This window comes from Pseudomonas orientalis (genome assembly GCF_002934065.1).
Classification (GTDB): domain Bacteria; phylum Pseudomonadota; class Gammaproteobacteria; order Pseudomonadales; family Pseudomonadaceae; genus Aquipseudomonas; species Aquipseudomonas orientalis_A.
This window is the reverse complement of sequence record NZ_CP018049.1, coordinates 1,033,424-1,049,243: the sequence shown is the minus strand read 5'-3', so window position 1 is coordinate 1,049,243 and position 15,820 is coordinate 1,033,424. Positions and strand designations below refer to the sequence as shown.

General features: G+C 62.7%; 14 protein-coding genes. All 14 read right to left on the bottom strand.

Translation table 11 applies throughout. The features are described 5' to 3' along the window. Positions 1 to 40 precede the first annotated feature (40 nt). Genes ftsA through mraZ form a run of 14 tightly spaced genes read right to left on the bottom strand, consistent with a single transcriptional unit; the run spans position 41 to position 15,555 of the window. Complete coding sequence (ftsA, locus tag BOP93_RS04700) at positions 41 to 1,303, bottom strand: cell division protein FtsA (RefSeq protein WP_057724626.1); 1,263 nt, start codon at positions 1,301 to 1,303, stop codon at positions 41 to 43. Between the two features lie 15 nt (positions 1,304 to 1,318). Then, positions 1,319 to 2,188, bottom strand: a complete 870-nt coding sequence (locus BOP93_RS04695) for a cell division protein FtsQ/DivIB (RefSeq protein ID WP_065885829.1) — start codon at positions 2,186 to 2,188, stop codon at positions 1,319 to 1,321. A gap of 3 nt (positions 2,189 to 2,191) precedes the next feature. Further along, positions 2,192 to 3,148 (bottom strand): D-alanine--D-alanine ligase, encoded by a 957-nt coding sequence (locus tag BOP93_RS04690; RefSeq protein WP_065885828.1) that lies wholly within the window; start codon positions 3,146 to 3,148, stop codon positions 2,192 to 2,194. Beyond that, positions 3,145 to 4,590 (bottom strand): UDP-N-acetylmuramate--L-alanine ligase, encoded by a 1,446-nt coding sequence (gene murC / locus BOP93_RS04685; RefSeq protein ID WP_065936815.1) that lies wholly within the window; start codon positions 4,588 to 4,590, stop codon positions 3,145 to 3,147. Before murC ends, BOP93_RS04690 begins: the two co-directional genes overlap by 4 nt. Then, on the bottom strand, positions 4,583 to 5,653 hold the full coding sequence (gene murG, locus BOP93_RS04680; protein ID WP_065892616.1) for an undecaprenyldiphospho-muramoylpentapeptide beta-N-acetylglucosaminyltransferase: 1,071 nt from the start codon (positions 5,651 to 5,653) through the stop codon (positions 4,583 to 4,585). Before murG ends, murC begins: the two co-directional genes overlap by 8 nt. Beyond that, positions 5,643 to 6,866 carry a putative lipid II flippase FtsW gene (gene ftsW, locus BOP93_RS04675; RefSeq protein WP_104501715.1) on the bottom strand — a complete coding sequence of 408 codons (1,224 nt, stop codon included), beginning with the start codon at positions 6,864 to 6,866 and terminating at the stop codon, positions 5,643 to 5,645. The genes murG and ftsW overlap by 11 nt, the downstream gene beginning before the upstream one ends. Then, positions 6,863 to 8,209: a UDP-N-acetylmuramoyl-L-alanine--D-glutamate ligase gene (gene murD, locus BOP93_RS04670; protein WP_104501714.1), complete on the bottom strand. Its 1,347-nt coding sequence runs from the start codon at positions 8,207 to 8,209 to the stop codon at positions 6,863 to 6,865. The genes ftsW and murD overlap by 4 nt, the downstream gene beginning before the upstream one ends. A gap of 6 nt (positions 8,210 to 8,215) precedes the next feature. Further along, on the bottom strand, positions 8,216 to 9,298 hold the full coding sequence (gene mraY, locus BOP93_RS04665; protein WP_057724619.1) for a phospho-N-acetylmuramoyl-pentapeptide-transferase: 1,083 nt from the start codon (positions 9,296 to 9,298) through the stop codon (positions 8,216 to 8,218). Next, positions 9,298 to 10,668: a UDP-N-acetylmuramoyl-tripeptide--D-alanyl-D-alanine ligase gene (locus BOP93_RS04660; protein WP_104501713.1), complete on the bottom strand. Its 1,371-nt coding sequence runs from the start codon at positions 10,666 to 10,668 to the stop codon at positions 9,298 to 9,300. Before BOP93_RS04660 ends, mraY begins: the two co-directional genes overlap by 1 nt. Beyond that, positions 10,661 to 12,124, bottom strand: a complete 1,464-nt coding sequence (locus BOP93_RS04655; RefSeq protein ID WP_104501712.1) for a UDP-N-acetylmuramoyl-L-alanyl-D-glutamate--2,6-diaminopimelate ligase — start codon at positions 12,122 to 12,124, stop codon at positions 10,661 to 10,663. Before BOP93_RS04655 ends, BOP93_RS04660 begins: the two co-directional genes overlap by 8 nt. Then, complete coding sequence (locus BOP93_RS04650) at positions 12,124 to 13,866, bottom strand: peptidoglycan D,D-transpeptidase FtsI family protein (protein WP_167400622.1); 1,743 nt, start codon at positions 13,864 to 13,866, stop codon at positions 12,124 to 12,126. Before BOP93_RS04650 ends, BOP93_RS04655 begins: the two co-directional genes overlap by 1 nt. Next, positions 13,866 to 14,159 carry a cell division protein FtsL gene (ftsL, locus tag BOP93_RS04645; protein WP_057724615.1) on the bottom strand — a complete coding sequence of 98 codons (294 nt, stop codon included), beginning with the start codon at positions 14,157 to 14,159 and terminating at the stop codon, positions 13,866 to 13,868. The genes BOP93_RS04650 and ftsL overlap by 1 nt, the downstream gene beginning before the upstream one ends. Beyond that, positions 14,156 to 15,103: a 16S rRNA (cytosine(1402)-N(4))-methyltransferase RsmH gene (gene rsmH / locus BOP93_RS04640; RefSeq protein WP_065936818.1), complete on the bottom strand. Its 948-nt coding sequence runs from the start codon at positions 15,101 to 15,103 to the stop codon at positions 14,156 to 14,158. The genes ftsL and rsmH overlap by 4 nt, the downstream gene beginning before the upstream one ends. Further along, positions 15,100 to 15,555 (bottom strand): division/cell wall cluster transcriptional repressor MraZ, encoded by a 456-nt coding sequence (mraZ, locus tag BOP93_RS04635; protein WP_004371993.1) that lies wholly within the window; start codon positions 15,553 to 15,555, stop codon positions 15,100 to 15,102. The genes rsmH and mraZ overlap by 4 nt, the downstream gene beginning before the upstream one ends. Between the last annotated feature and the right edge of the window lie 265 nt (positions 15,556 to 15,820).

The following is a 15,820-nucleotide window of genomic DNA, read 5'->3' as shown; positions in this document are numbered from 1 at the left end:
CTACTGCTTGTTACGGGTGTTGCGGTGTCACGGTAAGTCTTTAGAAATTGCCTTTAACCCACGCCTGCAGCCGCTCGAACAACGGCGCCTTGGCTTCGTCATCGCTGCGGTAACTGTCACGGATACTCGGGCCCGACAGGGAAATGCCGTCGGTCTGCTTTTGCAGTCCGTACAACAGCAAGCCCACACCGGTGGAATAAATCGGGTTGCGCACCACGTCGCCCAGGCCCTTGACGCCATGGGGCACGCCCAGGCGCACCGGCATGTGGAAGATTTCCTCGGCCAGTTCGACTGCGCCTTCCATCTTCGAGGTGCCACCGGTCAGCACGATGCCGGCCGGGATCAAATCTTCGTAGCCGCTGCGGCGCAGCTCGGCCTGGATCAGGGTGAACAGTTCGTCGTAGCGCGGCTCGACCACTTCGGCCAGGGCCTGGCGCGACAGTTCGCGCGGCGGACGGTCGCCGACGCTCGGCACCTTGATGGTTTCACCGGCACCGGCCAGCTTGGCCAGGGCGCAGGCGTAGCGGATCTTGATTTCCTCGGCGTACTGGGTCGGTGTACGCAAGGCCATGGCGATGTCGTTGGTGACCTGGTCGCCGGCGATCGGGATCACGGCGGTGTGACGGATCGCACCCTCGGTGAAGATCGCGATGTCGGTGGTGCCGCCGCCGATATCAACCAGGCACACGCCCAGTTCTTTTTCGTCGTCGGTCAGTACCGAATACGCGGACGCCAACTGCTCGAGAATGATGTCGTCGATTTCCAGGCCACAACGGCGCACGCATTTTTCAATGTTCTGTGCAGCGTTGACGGCGCAGGTCACCACGTGGACCTTGGCTTCCAGGCGCACGCCGGACATGCCCAGCGGCTCGCGCACGCCTTCCTGGTTATCGATCACGTAGTCCTGCGGCAAGGTGTGCAGCACACGCTGGTCAGCCGGGATCGCCACGGCCTGGGCGGCGTCGAGGACGCGCTCGAGGTCGGCCGCGCTGACCTCACGGTCGCGGATCGCCACGATGCCGTGGGAGTTCAGGCTGCGGATATGGTTGCCGGCCACGCCGACGAACGCCGAGTGAATCCGGCAACCGGCCATCAGCTGCGCTTCTTCAATGGCGCGCTGGATCGATTGCACGGTGGACTCGATGTTCACCACCACGCCCTTCTTCAGGCCCCGGGACGGATGCGTGCCAATACCGACGATTTCGATCGTGCCGTCTTCACCGACCTCGCCGACCAGCGCCACCACCTTGGAGGTGCCGATATCGAGACCGACGATCATTTTGCCGCTTTGCACGTTTGCCATGGGTCCTGCCTCTTCTTAATTCTTCGCGACAGCGGGTTGTGCTGCCGTGGGCGCCGCCGGTACACGCCAACCGACGGCCAGGCCGTTGGCGTAACGCAGGTCGACGCTCGCAATGTTCGTGATCTGTTCTTTCAAGGTTTTTTCATAGATGGCAATAAAGCGGCGCATCTTTTCCACCAAGCGGTCGCGTCCCAGCAACAACTCGATGCCCGGGCCGGAACTGCCTGCCCCGGTCGTCAGAAACCAGCTGCCCCGCTCACGCAATTCCAGGCGTGCAATGGAGAAGCCCAGTGGCCGCAGCATCTGGCTCAAGGCCTGATACTGCTGCATCACTTGCTGTTGCGCCCGCTGCGGCCCGAAGAGCTGCGGCAGGTGCTCATAGTTCGCCACTTCACGCGGCGCAAACGCCTGCCCCTGGTTGTTCAACAGCGCGCCATCGCCCCAACGGGCCACGGGCAGTTGTTCTTCCAGGCGGATCGTGACCTGGTCCGGCCACACGCGACGGACTTCGGCGTGGGCGATCCACGGCATCTGTTCCAGCTCGGCGCGCATGCCGGCCAGGTCGATGGTGAAGAAGCTCGCCGCCAGGAACGGGCTGATGCGCTGCTGCACCGCTTGCTGGCTGATGTAGCTCAAGTCGCCCTGCACGCTGATCTTGGTGATCGGCCGGTCGGCATACGGCAACAGGCGCTGCGCGCCCTCGTAGGTGCCAAAACCCAGCACCACCAGCAACACCGGCCAGAACAGCGCCTTGATGAAACCAAAGTTGGCTTTGGGCAGGCGCGCCGACATCGGCTCTTTGGCCACCATACGGCTGGCACCCCGTGGCACCGGCTTGCGGCTCGGTGCTTGTGGGGGCTGATGACGAAGCGATGCGCCTTTCATGTCTTAGCCTCTTGGCTCGATGCTGGCGGCCAGTATCGCCAGCACCAACTGCTGGAAATCCAGGCCGGCGGCACGGGCGGCCATGGGGACCAGGCTGTGGTCGGTCATGCCCGGTGCGGTGTTGACTTCCAGGAACCAGAAATTGCCCTGGTCATCCTGCATCACATCTGCCCGCGCCCAGCCGGCGATACCCAGCGCCTCACAGGCTTTCGCCGTGAGGTCCATCAAGTGTTGTTCCTTGGTTGCGTCAAGACCGCAGGGAATCCGGTACTGGGTATCGGAAGCCACGTACTTGGCGTCGTAATCGTAGAAAGTGTGGGGCGTGCCCAATGCGATGGGCGGCAATACCTGGCCACGCAGGGTGGCGATGGTGTACTCGGGACCCTGGATCCACTGTTCCACCATCACTTGCGAATCGTAGGTGCTTGCCGCTTTCCATGCGTCGATCAATTCGGCGGCCGAGTTCACTTTGGCCATGCCGATACTGGAGCCTTCATGGGCTGGTTTGACGATCAAAGGCAGGCCCAGTTCCTTGGCCGCAGAAATACAATCGTCTTCGCTGCACAGCACGGCGTGACGCGGGGTTGGAATCCCCAGGCTGTGCCACACCTGCTTGGTACGCAACTTGTCCATCGCCAGCGCCGACGCCAGGATGCCGCTGCCGGTATAGGGAATGCCGGCGCATTCGAGCAGGCCCTGCATGCTGCCGTCTTCACCGCCACGGCCATGCAGAATGATGAAGGCGCGGTCGATCTTTTCGGCCTGCAGACGGGCGAGGAAGTCATCGCCCACGTCGATGCCGAACGCATTCACGCCGGCGCTTTGCAGGGCTTGCAGCACGGCATTGCCGGACTTGAGCGACACTTCGCGCTCGGCGCTCTTGCCGCCGAACAGCACCGCGACGCGGCCGAAGTCGGCAGGCGCGACCGTGGAGAACAGGGAGGCGTAGTCAGTGATCATTTCGATGCTCCCTTCTCAGCGGCGAACAAAGGACTCGCGAGCAGTTTGGGTGCAAGACCACCGATATCACCGGCACCCTGGCACAGCAGGATGTCGCCGGCGCGCAGCAGCGGCTTGACGATCGGCGCCAGGTCCACGCCACGCTCGATGTAGATCGGGTCCAACTGCCCGCGCTGACGGATGCTGTTGCACAGCTTGCGGCTGTCGGCGCCCGGGATCGGTTCTTCACCGGCCGGGTAGACCTCCATCAGCAGCAGCACGTTGGCATCGGCCAATACATTGACGAAGTCGTCGTACAGGTCGCGGGTGCGGCTGTAGCGGTGCGGCTGGTAGACCATCACCAGGCGGCGCTCCGGCCAGCCACCGCGCACGGCCTTGATCACGGCGGCGACTTCGGTCGGGTGGTGACCGTAGTCGTCCACCAGCATCACGTCGCCGCCTTCGACCGGCAGTTGACCGTAGACCTGGAAGCGTCGGCCGACACCGGCAAAGCGCGACAGGCCTTCGACAATGGCTTCATCGCTGACGCCCTCGTCGGTGGCGATGCAGATGGTCGCCAGGGAGTTCAGTACGTTGTGGTTGCCCGGCATATTCACCGAGACATCCAGCGGCTCGCGATCGGGGCGCAGCACGGTGAAGAAGGTCTGCATGCCTTGCTGGCGTACATTGATCGCGCGCACGTCGGCGTCTTCGCTGAAGCCGTAGGTCACGGTCGGGCGCTTGACCTGCGGCAGGATTTCGCGCACCACCGGATCGTCCAGGCACACCACCGCCAACCCGTAGAACGGCAGGTTGTGCAGGAAGTCGACGAAGGTTTTCTTCAACTTGTTGAAGTCACCGTCGTAGGTCGCCATGTGGTCTTCGTCGATGTTGGTGACGACAGCGACCAGCGGTTGCAGGTGCAGGAAGCTCGCGTCACTTTCATCGGCTTCGGCGATCAGGTAGCGGCTGGTGCCGAGCTGGGCATTGGTGCCGGCTGCATTCAGGCGGCCACCGATGACGAAGGTCGGGTCCAGGCCACCGGCGGCGAACACCGAGGCGATCAGGCTGGTGGTGGTGGTCTTGCCGTGAGTACCGGCGACGGCGATGCCGTGACGGTAGCGCATCAGCTCGGCGAGCATCTCGGCGCGCGGCACCACGGGGATACGCCGTTCGAGGGCGGTGGCCACTTCCGGGTTGGAGGTATTCACAGCGCTGGATACCACCAGCACATCAGCCTCGGCGGCGTTCTCGGCGCGGTGGCCGATAAAGATCTGCGCGCCAAAGGACTTCAGGCGCTCGGTGACCGGCGACTCTTTCAAATCGGAGCCGGACACCTGATAGCCCAGGTTCAGCAATACTTCGGCAATGCCGCACATGCCCACGCCGCCGATACCGACGAAGTGGATGCGACGGATGCGGCGCATTTCCGGTTGCGGCATGGCTTTCTGATTCTCAACCATGGGCCACCTCCAGGCAGATATCGACCACGGTGCGGGTTGCGTCAGGTTTGGCCAGTCGGCTTGCGGTGCTCGCCATGCTGTTGAGTCGTTCCGGTTGCATCAAAACCTCGGTCAGGCGTGCGGCCAAATCGGCGGCGCCAGTCGTTCTTTGCGGCAGCAGGAAGGCAGCGCCCTCCCCGGCCAAATATTCGGCGTTGCGGGTCTGGTGATCGTCGATTGCATGGGGCAGAGGCACCAGCAACGACGGCAGACCGGCGGCGGCCAGTTCACTGACGGTCAGCGCACCAGCGCGACAGACCACCAGGTCGGCCCAGCCATAGGCTTGGGCCATGTCTTTGATGAAGGGCTGTACGTTCGCCTCGACACCGGCTTCGCGATAGCGCGTGGCGGTGACTTCATCGTGGTTTTTGCCGGCCTGGTGGAAGATTTCCGGACGCAGCGCTTCAGGCAGTTGCGCAACGGCTTCAGGCAGCAATTTGTTCAGTGGCTCGGCGCCCAGACTTCCGCCGAGGATCAGCAGATGTGCCTTGCGTCCGGCCAGCGCTTCACGTGCGATGGCCATGAACAGTTCGGTACGCACCGGGTTGCCGGTGGTGCGAAGCTTGTCCGAAGCCGCGAACGTTTTCGGGAAGGCTTCACACACCCGCGCGGCCAACGGCACCAGCAGGCGATTGGCGGTACCGGCAACGGCGTTCTGTTCATGGACAATCACCGGTACGCCGGCGAGTTTCGCCGCCACGCCACCGGGGCCGGTCACATAACCGCCAAAGCCGAGCACGCACACCGGCTTCAATTCGCGGATGATCTTGCGTGCCTGCATGACCGCCTTGAGCAACACGAACGGCGCCTTGAGCAGGGACAATTTGCCCTTGCCACGCAGGCCGGTGACGTTGATCAGGTGCAGCGGCAAACCGGCGTTTGGCACCAGTTCGTTCTCGATGCCACGCGGCGTGCCCAGCCAGTGCACGCTGTAGCCACGGCTCTGGAATTCACGCGCGCAGGCCAGGGCCGGGAACACATGGCCCCCGGTGCCGCCGGCCATGATCAGCACGTTAGCGCCCATGGGTCGGCTCCTCGGCGAAGTCGCTTTCGCTGAACTCCATCTCTTCGCTGCCCAGGTGCGTACGACTTTCCCACTCGATGCGCAGCAACAAGCCCAGGCAAGCGCAGCAAATCACCAGCGAACTGCCGCCGTAACTGAGGAACGGCAGGGTCAGGCCCTTGGTCGGCAGCAAGCCGACGTTCACACCGATATTGATCAGGAACTGGCCGATCCACAGGAACGACAAGCCGTACGCCACATAAGCGGCGAAATACTGTTTGGCTTTCTCGGCCCACAAGCCGATGTACATGCCGCGCACGCACACAAATACGAACAGCGCGACGGTGCACAGCGAACCGACCACGCCCAGTTCCTCGGCGAGTACCGAGAACACGAAGTCGGTGTGCGCTTCCGGCAGGTAGAACTGCTTCTGCACGCTGTTGCCCAGGCCCACGCCCAGCCACTCGCCGCGCCCGAACGCGATCAACGCCTGGGTCAGTTGATAGCCGGAGCCGAACTGGTCGGACCACGGGTCGGTAAAGGTAATCAGGCGCGCCATCCGGTAGGGTTGCGCCTGCACCAGGATCGTCACGGCCGCGACGGCCAGCAGCACCATCAAGGTGAAGCGGAACAGACCGACACCGCCGAGGAACAGCATCGCGGCGGCAGCCCCCATCATCACCACGGTGGCGCCGAAGTCGGGCTCCATCAGCAGCAGGCCGGCCATGGGCAGCAGCACGATGAACGGCTTGAAGAAGCCCATCCAGCTTTCGCGCACTTCCTTCTGACGGCGTACCAGGTAGCCGGCCAGGTAAATCACCACGAACACCTTGGCGATTTCCGACGGCTGTACGTTGAACGCACCGAAGCCGATCCAGCGCATCGAACCGTTCACCTCGCGGCCGATGCCGGGCAGGATCACCATGACCAGCAAGCCGAACGCGCCGATCAGCATCAGCCAACCCAGGCGCTGCCAGGTGGCGATCGGAATCATCATGGTGACGATGCACGCACCGAGGCCGATCACCAGGTACACCAGGTGGCGGATCATCATGTACAGGGTGTTGCCCGACTGCACGGCGGCCACTTCGGAGGATGCCGAGGTGATCATCACCAGGCCCAGGCCGAGCAGCGCCAGGCAACCGGCGAGCATTGGGAAGTCAAGGTCGATGCCGCGCCCGGTAATGATCGGCGACGGGTACGGCTTGATGATGTTCTTCAGGTTGAGGCTCATGCCAAAGCCTCCACGGCGCGGGCGAACAGCTGGCCGCGCTCTTCATAGTTCTTGAACATGTCGAAACTGGCGCAGGCCGGCGACAGCAGCACCGCATCACCGGGCTGGGCCAGGGCCTTGCACCGGGCAATCGCGTCATCCAGGGAGGCAGCGCGTACTTGCGGCACGGCGTCACCCAGGGCGGCGGCGATCAGGTCCGAATCGCGACCCATCAGCACCACGGCGCGGCAATGCGCAGCCACCGGGCCTTTAAGGTCCTTGAAGTCGGCACCCTTGCCGTCGCCACCGGCGATCAGCACCACCTTGCCGTCGATATCGGCACCCAGGCCTTCGATGGCCGCCAGGGCAGCGCCGACATTGGTGGCTTTGGAATCGTTGTAATAGCTGACGCCATCGAGGTCGCGCACCCACTGGCAGCGATGCTCAAGACCGCCGAAGCTGCGCAGGGCCGACAGCATCGCGTCGAACGGCAGGCCAACCGCGTGGCCGAGCGCTAGGGCTGCCAGGGCATTGGATTGGTTATGCGCGCCACGGATTTTCAGTTCGCGCACCGGCATCAGGTTCTGGAATTCGAAGGCCAGGTATTTCTCGCCGTTCTCTTCGCGAATGCCGAATGCCTTGAAGTCGGGCTTGCCCAGGCCGAAGGTCCAGCACGGCATGCCCTCGCCGATCAGTGGACGGCTCAGGGCATCCTGGCGGTTGACCACAAACTGCCTGGCACCGCGGAAGATCCGGTGCTTGGCCAAGTGATAAGCCGGCAGGCCGCTGTAGCGGTCCATGTGGTCTTCGCTGACGTTCAACACGGTGGCCACTTCGGCACCCAGCTCGTGAGTGGTTTCCAGCTGGAAACTCGACAGCTCCATCACGTACAGCTCGACGTCGTCGCTGAGCAGGTCCAGCGCAGGCATCCCCAGGTTGCCGCCCACCGCCACGCGCTTGCCGGCAGCCGCTGCCATCTCGCCGACCAGGGTGGTCACGGTGCTTTTTGCGTTGGAACCGCTGATGGCCACGATCGGCGCCTTGGCGTTGCGCGCAAACAGGTCGATATCGCCGGACAGCTTCACGCCCCGCGCCGCAGCGGCTTGCAGGGCCGGTGTAGCCAGCGCCAGGCCGGGGCTCACGTAGAGCTCATCGGCGCGGCACAGAAACTCGACATCCAGTTCGCCACAGCGCACTTCCACATGCGGGTAGTCACGGCGCAGCGTGACCAGCTCCGGTGGATTTTCCCGCGTATCGGCCACGGCGAACGACGTGCCCCGGTTCGCCAGGAAGCGAACCAGGGACATGCCGCTCTTGCCGAGGCCGACAACGATGCGGAAGTGGTCTGAAGCGATCAGGGACACTCGTTTCTACCTCAGTTTCAGGGTGGCAAGGCCGACCAGTACCAGAATCACGGTGATGATCCAGAAACGGACGATCACGCGTGGCTCGGGCCAGCCCTTGAGTTCAAAGTGGTGGTGAATCGGCGCCATGCGAAATACGCGGCGCCCGGTCAATTTGAAGGAGGCCACCTGGATGACCACCGACAGGGTTTCCATCACGAACACACCGCCCATGATGAACAGCACGATTTCCTGACGCACGATCACCGCGATGGTGCCCAGTGCCGCGCCCAGCGCCAGTGCGCCGACGTCGCCCATGAACACTTGCGCCGGGTAGGTGTTGAACCACAGGAACCCCAGGCCGGCGCCAATCAGCGCGCCGCAGAACACAATCAACTCGCCCGCGCCCGGCACATAGGGAATCAGCAGGTATTCAGCGAATTTCACGTTACCCGACAGGTAGCAGAAGATGCCGAGCGCACCGCCCACCATCACCGTCGGCATGATCGCCAGGCCGTCGAGGCCGTCGGTCAGGTTCACCGCGTTGCTGGAGCCGACAATCACGAAATAGGTCAGCACCACGAAGCCGATGCCCAGTGGAATGCTGGCGTCCTTGAGCATCGGGATGATCAGGGTGGTTTCCACGGCGCTAGGCGCGGTGGTGTAGAGGAAGATCGCCGCCGCCAGGCCGAATACCGATTGCCAGAAATACTTCCAGCGGCTTGGCAGGCCCTTGGAGTTTTTCTCGATCACTTTGCGGTAGTCATCGACCCAACCGATGGCGCCGAACAGCAGGGTCACCAGCAGCACCACCCACACATAGCGGTTATGCAGGTCCGCCCAGAGCAGGGTGCTGACGCCGATGGACGACAGGATCAACGCACCGCCCATGGTCGGGGTGCCGGACTTGGACAGGTGCGACTGCGGGCCGTCATTGCGAACCGATTGACCAATTTGCAGGTTCTGCAGGGTGCGGATCATCCACGGGCCCAGGAACAGCGACAAACACAGCGCGGTCAGCACACCCAGGATCCCGCGCAGGGTCAGGTACTGAAAGACCGCGAAGCCTTTGTGGAACTGTTGCAGATACTCAGCCAGCAGCAGCAGCATTAATGTTTCTCCGTACTTGAGCCACACAAGGCTGCGACGACGTTTTCCATCACCGCGCTGCGCGATCCCTTGATCAAAATGGTTGTGTGTTTATCGTGCTCGGTCGCAGCCAACGCCTGGATCAATTCGGCCTGGGTCGCGAAATGGCGCGCGCCGGGGCCGAAGGCGTCTACCGCGTGAGCCATGTTCGGGCCGACCGCGTAGAGCGCGTCGACTTTGCCGGCGGCATAGGCACCGACTTCGCGGTGGCCTTGCTCGGCCCAGTCGCCCAGTTCGCCGATATCGCCCAGTACCAGCACTTTGCGCCCATCGAAGCCGTTGAGCAGGTCCACGGCAGCATTGATGGAAGACGGGTTGGCGTTGTAGGTGTCATCGATCACGCGCATGCCGTTGCTGGCCAATTGCGCCACGGTGCGCCCCTTGACCGGCTGCACCGCGCCCAGGCCTGTGGCGATGCCAAACAGCGACACACCCAGGGCGTGTGCGGCAGCGGCGGCGGCCAGGGCGTTGGCGACGTTATGGTTGCCCAGCAGGTTCAGTTGCACGTGCTCATTGCCTTGCGGCGTGTGCAAGGTGAAGGACGGGCAACCCCGTGCATCAACGGTAATGTTGGAGGCGTGGAAATCGGCCGCAGCGTTCAGCACGGCAAACGTCAGTACCTTGCGACCGGCAGCGCGTGCACGCCAGGTCTCGAACGCCTTGTCATCCAGATTCAGTACAGCAGTGCCCGAAGCGTCGAGGCCTTCAAGAATTTCACCCTTGGCTTCGACGATTTTTTCCGGGCCACCGAACTCACCGACATGGGCGGTCCCGGCGTTGTTGATAATCGCGACGTGAGGCTGGGTCAGCGCCACGGTGTAGGCAATCTCGCCGATGCGTGAAGCGCCCAGCTCGATCACCGCCGCCGTGTGTTCCGGCGCCAGCTCGAGCAGGGTCAGCGGTGCGCCGAAATCATTGTTCAGGTTGCCACGGGTAGCGAGCACCGGCCCGCGCGTGCGCAGTACACCGGCCAACAGCTCTTTGACGGTGGTCTTGCCACTGGAACCGGTGACGGCGGCAACCGGCTTGTCGAAGGCGGCGCGGTTCAGCGCGCCCAGTTGGCCCAAGGCCAGGCGGGTGTCGGCAACCAGCAACTGCGGCAAGGTGGCGTGCGCCACTTCACGTTGCACCAGGGCACCCACGGCACCTTTGGCGGCGACCTCATTAAGGTAGTCGTGACCATCGAAACGCGGGCCTGCGAGGGCGACGAACAACTGGCCGGGCTTGATATTGCGGCTGTCGATACTGACGCCATCGAACGTGCAATCGCTGGACAGCACGCGGGCCGACAAGGCATGGGTCAGTTCGCTGAATGTCATCCTCTTAAGCATGGGCGGCCTCCCAGGCAGTCAAGGCGCGATCGGCCTCGACCAGATCGGAAAAGGCATGGCGCTCGCCGTTGATTTCCTGGTAGTCCTCATGCCCCTTGCCGGCCAGTACCACTACGTCATCCGCGCTGGCGCTGGCGATCAATTGAGCGATGGCTGCGCCGCGACCGGCCACGAAGGTGACGTTGGCGGTGTCTTTGAAGCCTTCGCGGATATCGTCGAAAATCCGCCCCGGGTCTTCGCTGCGCGGGTTGTCGTCGGTCACCAGCACACCGTCAGCCAGGCGCTCGACAATCTCGGCCATCAACGGACGCTTGCCGCGATCGCGGTCGCCGCCGCAGCCGAACAGGCACAACAGCTTGCCCCTGGCATGGGGGCGTAGCGCCAGCAGGACTTTTTCCAGGGCGTCAGGGGTGTGAGCGTAGTCGACCACCACCAGCGGTTGTGTGCCGCCACCCAGGCGCTGCATGCGACCGGCCGGGCCTTCCAGCTTCGGCAACACCTTGAGGATTTCGTCGAGGGCGTAATCCAGGCCGAGCAGCGCGCCGATAGCGGCGAGCACGTTGCTCAGGTTGAAGCGACCGAGCAAGGTGCTGCGCAAATGGTGTTCGCCCTGAGGCGTAACCAACGTAGCGCGCACGCCTTCGTCATTGAATTGGGCCTCACGGCAATACAGGTAGGCGCTGGAATCTTCCAGGCTGTAGCTGATCAGGCGCGCTTCGCTGTCTTGGGCAGCCAGCTGGCGGCCAAACGCGTCGTCGAGGTTGACCACCCGGCATTTCAGGTCATTCCAGGCGAACAGCTTGGCCTTGGCGGCGGCGTACGCCTCCATGGTGCCGTGATAGTCCAGATGATCCCGGGACAGGTTGGTCATCACGGCCACATCAAACGCCAACGCCGTCACGCGGCCCTGGTCCAGGCCATGGGACGATACTTCCATGGCAACCGCCCTGGCACCGGCCTTTTTCAGGTCGGCCAGGGTCGCCTGCACGGCAATCGGGTTCGGCGTGGTGTGCAGGCCGCTTTGCAACGCGCCATAAAAGCCGGTGCCCAGGGTACCGACGATGCCGCAATGCTGGCCCAGCAGGTCAAGCGCCTGGGCGACCAGTTGGGTCACGCTGGTCTTGCCGTTGGTGCCGGTTACGCCCACCAGGTTGAGGTGGCGGCTCGGCTCGCCATAGAAGCGCCCGGCGATGTCGGACAGCTGGGCGGCCAGGTTCTTCACCGGAATCAACGGCACATCGGTGATTGGCAGCACGGTGGCGCCATCCACTTCATAGGCCACGGCGGCAGCGCCACGCTGCAGGGCATCGGCGATGTGCGCACGGCCATCGAATTTGCCACCGGGCACAGCCAGGAACAAGTCACCGGCGCGTACCATGCGGCTGTCCAGGCTCAACTCGCGGATCAACAGATCGCGGCCGGCGTGGGCAAAAATCTTGTTCAGGCTAAGAGACATCAGCCGCGCCCTCCATTGGCTTTTACAGCGGCTACCGGCGGTGCGGCGTTCGCTTGCTGGGTCGGCGGCAGATTGTCCGGCGTGATGTTCATCAGGCGCAGGGTGCCGGACATGACTTTGCTGAACACCGGCGCCGAGACCAGGCCACCGAAGTAACCGGCCTTGCTCGGCTCATCGATCACCACGACGATGGCGTAGCGTGGGTCGCTCATCGGGCCGAAGCCGGCGAACAGCGAGCGATAGGAATTTTCCGCATAGCCCTTGGTGCCGACCGAGGTTTTACGTGCGGTACCGGACTTGCCGGCCACGTGATAAGCCGGCACCTGGGCGCGGAATACACCACGCGGCGCCTCGATCACTTGTTGCAGCATGCCTTGCATGGTCTTGGCGACTTTTTCCGGGATCACCTGGGTGGCTTTCGGCGCTTCGTCGACATGGATCAGGCTCAGCGGAACCATGCGGCCGTTATTGGCCAATACAGAGAAAGCATGGGCCAGCTGGATCGCGGTCACCGACAGGCCGTAGCCGTAGGACAGCGTGGCGGTCTCGGCTTTTTTCCAGTCGCGGTAGTTCGGCAGGTTGCCTACGCGCTCACCAGGGAAGTCGAGACCGGTGGGTTGACCCAGGCCTATTTTTTGCGCCAGGTGGTAGATGGTCTCGCCGCCGATATCAAAGGCGACCTTGCTCATGCCCACGTTACTGGAGTTGATCAGGATGCCGGTCAGGTCCAGCACCGGGCCCTCGGTACGGGACACGTCACGAATGGTGTATTTGCCCAACTGCAACGTACCTGGATACACCTCGACCTTATCGCTGGGCTTCCAGCGTCCGGTTTCCAGGGCGGCGCTCATGGAGATGGCTTTCATGGTCGAACCCGGCTCGAACACGTCGATCATGGCGCGGTTGCGCATCATCGCCGGTTGCAGGTTGCGACGGTTGTTCGGGTTGTACGTCGGCTGGTTGACCATGGCGAGGATCTCGCCGGTCTTCACGTCCATGATCACCAGGCTGCCGGCCTTGGCGCCGTTCTCGATGATCGCATTACGCAGTTCGCGGTTGGCCAGGTATTGCAGACGCAGGTCAATCGACAACGCCAAGGGCTTGCCGGCCTTGGCGTTCTTGGTGACCTGTACATCCTTGATCAGTCTGCCGCGCCGGTCCTTGATGACCTGGCGCTTGCCCGGAACCCCGGCCAGCCACTCGTCGTAGGCCAACTCGACGCCTTCGCGGCCATGGTCATCGATATCGGTAAAACCGACCATGTGCGCAGTGGTTTCCCCGGCGGGGTAGAAACGACGAAATTCCTCGATGCCATAGACACCGGGGACTTTAAGGTCGAGCACTTGCTGACCCTGTTCAGGGGTAAGCCCGCGCACGAGATAAATGAATTCTTTGTTGGCCTGGGCTTCCAGGCGCTCGGTCAGCGTTTTGCGGTCCTGCCCCAGGGCGGCGGCGAGTTCGGGCCACTTGTCCTTGGCAACCTGCAATTCCTTGGCGTTGGCCCACAGGGTGGTCACCGGCGTGCTCACGGCCAGGGGCTCACCGTTTCGGTCGGTGATCAGGCCGCGGTGTGCGGGAATCGGGATATGCCGCAGGCTACGGGCGTCGCCCTGGCCGATCAGGAAGTCACGGTCGACCACCTGCAGGTCGAAGATCCGCCAGACAATCGCGCCGACCATCAATGCCAGCAAGCCGAGCATCAGGCGGAAGCGCCATGGGTAGAGTGCGCCCTCAAGCTTCATCATGGCGCCACCATGCGAACGTCGGCAGCGCCCGGAATGTGCATTTTCAGCTGTTCGGTGGCCAGCACTTCGATACGGCTATGGGCCGTCCAGGTGCTCTGCTCCAGGATCAGCCGACCCCATTCCGCCTGGGCCTTGTCGCGCACGCTCAACTCCCCATAGAGGGTGTTGAGCAACTGGCGATTCCAATGCGCGCTGTAGGACACCGCAATCGCGGACACCAGCACGCCGACAAACAGCAGCAACATAAAGAAGCTGCCGCCCGGCAGGGGTTTGGCGAAAAGCTTGCTCACCGCAACTTCTCCGCGACGCGCATGACGGCGCTGCGGGAACGCGGGTTGGCCTTGAGTTCGGCGTCGGAGGCGAACTGCGCTTTGCCATGGATTTTGATTTTCGGCACAAAGGCTTCGAAACGCACCGGCAGGTTGCGCGGCAGGTTGTCGGATTCGCCCTTGACCAGGCGACGCATGAACAGCTTGACGATGCGGTCTTCCAGGGAATGGAAACTGATCACCACCAGGCGACCGCCCACTTCCAGTGCCTCGAGGGCGGCCTCGAGGCCGGCCTCCAGATCGCCCAATTCGTTGTTGACGTGAATGCGCAAGCCCTGGAACGCACGGGTCGCCGGGTTCTTGCCCTTCTCCCAGGCCGGGTTGGCGACCTTGAGCACTTCGGCCAGGTCGGCGGTGCGTTCGAAAGGCTGGATCTCGCGGCGCTCGACCACGGCGCGGGCCATGCGGCCGGCGAAGCGCTCTTCACCGTATTCCTTGAACACCCGGGCGATTTCTTCGACTGGCGCGGTGGCGATGAACTGCGCGGCGCTGACGCCACGCGTCGGGTCCATGCGCATGTCGAGGGGGCCGTCGTTCATGAAGCTGAAGCCGCGCTCCGGGTCATCGAGCTGCGGCGAAGACACGCCCAGGTCGAGCAGAACCCCGGCCACCTTGCCCGCCATGCCGCGCTCGGCGACTTCGGCGCCAAGCTCGGCAAAGCTGCGCTGCACAACGACAAAGCGGCCGTCTTCGGCCGCTAGCGCTTGCCCGGTGGCAATCGCTTGAGGGTCTTTGTCGAACCCGAGGAGTTTACCGTCGGGCCCGAGCTGGCTGAGTATCAACCGACTGTGCCCGCCCCTGCCGAAGGTGCCATCCAGATAGCAGCCATCCGCGCGTACGGCGAGAGCCTCAACGGCTTCGTCAAGCAGTACGGTGATGTGGTTAAAGCCGCTATCAATAGTCACAGGATCAAATCACGCAGTTCATCAGGCATGGCGCCCGGTTGTTGAATAGCAGCCAGGTCAGCTGCAGAAACAGCATCCCAGGCATCTTCGTCCCACAATTGGAACTTGTTCAATTGGCCTACCAGCATCGCGCGCTTGTCGAGCCTGGCGTATTCGCGCAACCGCGGAGGCACCAGGAAACGACCGCTGCCATCGAGTTCAAGGTCGACGGCATTACCGATCAGCAAACGCTGGAGGCGGCGGTTTTCTTCACGCAATGAAGGCAGCGCGCGCAACTTGGTTTCGATCAACTCCCACTCATCGAGGGGGTAAACACATAAACAAGGGTCAACAGCGTCAATCGTGATGATTAACTGCCCTGAACTTCGCGAAATGAGCTCGTCACGATACCGGCTCGGCATAGCGAGACGGCCTTTTGCATCAAGACTGATAGCGTTAGCTCCGCGAAACACAGATGCGTTTCTCCAAATTTTAGCGTTTTACGTTCAAAAAACCCACTTTGTGCCACTTTCCGCCACTTGCGCACACTATAGGAATGCGCCCACCACACCGTCAAGGCGCGGATAGAAGGAAAAGCCTTACAGAACGGAGATTTACGAGCGTAAAGAGAGGAGAAACCCGACTTCAGCGTTGTTTTTGACTCAACAAGCGCAGCCAACTCAAAGAGCTGAAGCTCAAAGTTAAAGTAATTTATTAAGAGTAAGATTTTTTTGGTAT

What these genes read in the sequence shown, in the direction of transcription:
- mraY (WP_057724619.1), bottom strand. Translation starts at nt 9,298, where the DNA reads ATGCTGCTGCTGCTGGCTGAGTATCTGCAACAGTTCCACAAAGGCTTC.
- murG (WP_065892616.1), bottom strand. Translation starts at nt 5,653, where the DNA reads ATGGGCGCTAACGTGCTGATCATGGCCGGCGGCACCGGGGGCCATGTG.
- ftsA (WP_057724626.1), bottom strand. Translation starts at nt 1,303, where the DNA reads ATGGCAAACGTGCAAAGCGGCAAAATGATCGTCGGTCTCGATATCGGC.
- BOP93_RS04695 (WP_065885829.1), bottom strand. Translation starts at nt 2,188, where the DNA reads ATGAAAGGCGCATCGCTTCGTCATCAGCCCCCACAAGCACCGAGCCGC.
- BOP93_RS04690 (WP_065885828.1), bottom strand. Translation starts at nt 3,148, where the DNA reads ATGATCACTGACTACGCCTCCCTGTTCTCCACGGTCGCGCCTGCCGAC.
- BOP93_RS04660 (WP_104501713.1), bottom strand. Translation starts at nt 10,668, where the DNA reads ATGCTTAAGAGGATGACATTCAGCGAACTGACCCATGCCTTGTCGGCC.
- murC (WP_065936815.1), bottom strand. Translation starts at nt 4,590, where the DNA reads ATGGTTGAGAATCAGAAAGCCATGCCGCAACCGGAAATGCGCCGCATC.
- BOP93_RS04650 (WP_167400622.1), bottom strand. Translation starts at nt 13,866, where the DNA reads ATGAAGCTTGAGGGCGCACTCTACCCATGGCGCTTCCGCCTGATGCTC.
- BOP93_RS04655 (WP_104501712.1), bottom strand. Translation starts at nt 12,124, where the DNA reads ATGTCTCTTAGCCTGAACAAGATTTTTGCCCACGCCGGCCGCGATCTG.
- ftsW (WP_104501715.1), bottom strand. Translation starts at nt 6,866, where the DNA reads ATGAGCCTCAACCTGAAGAACATCATCAAGCCGTACCCGTCGCCGATC.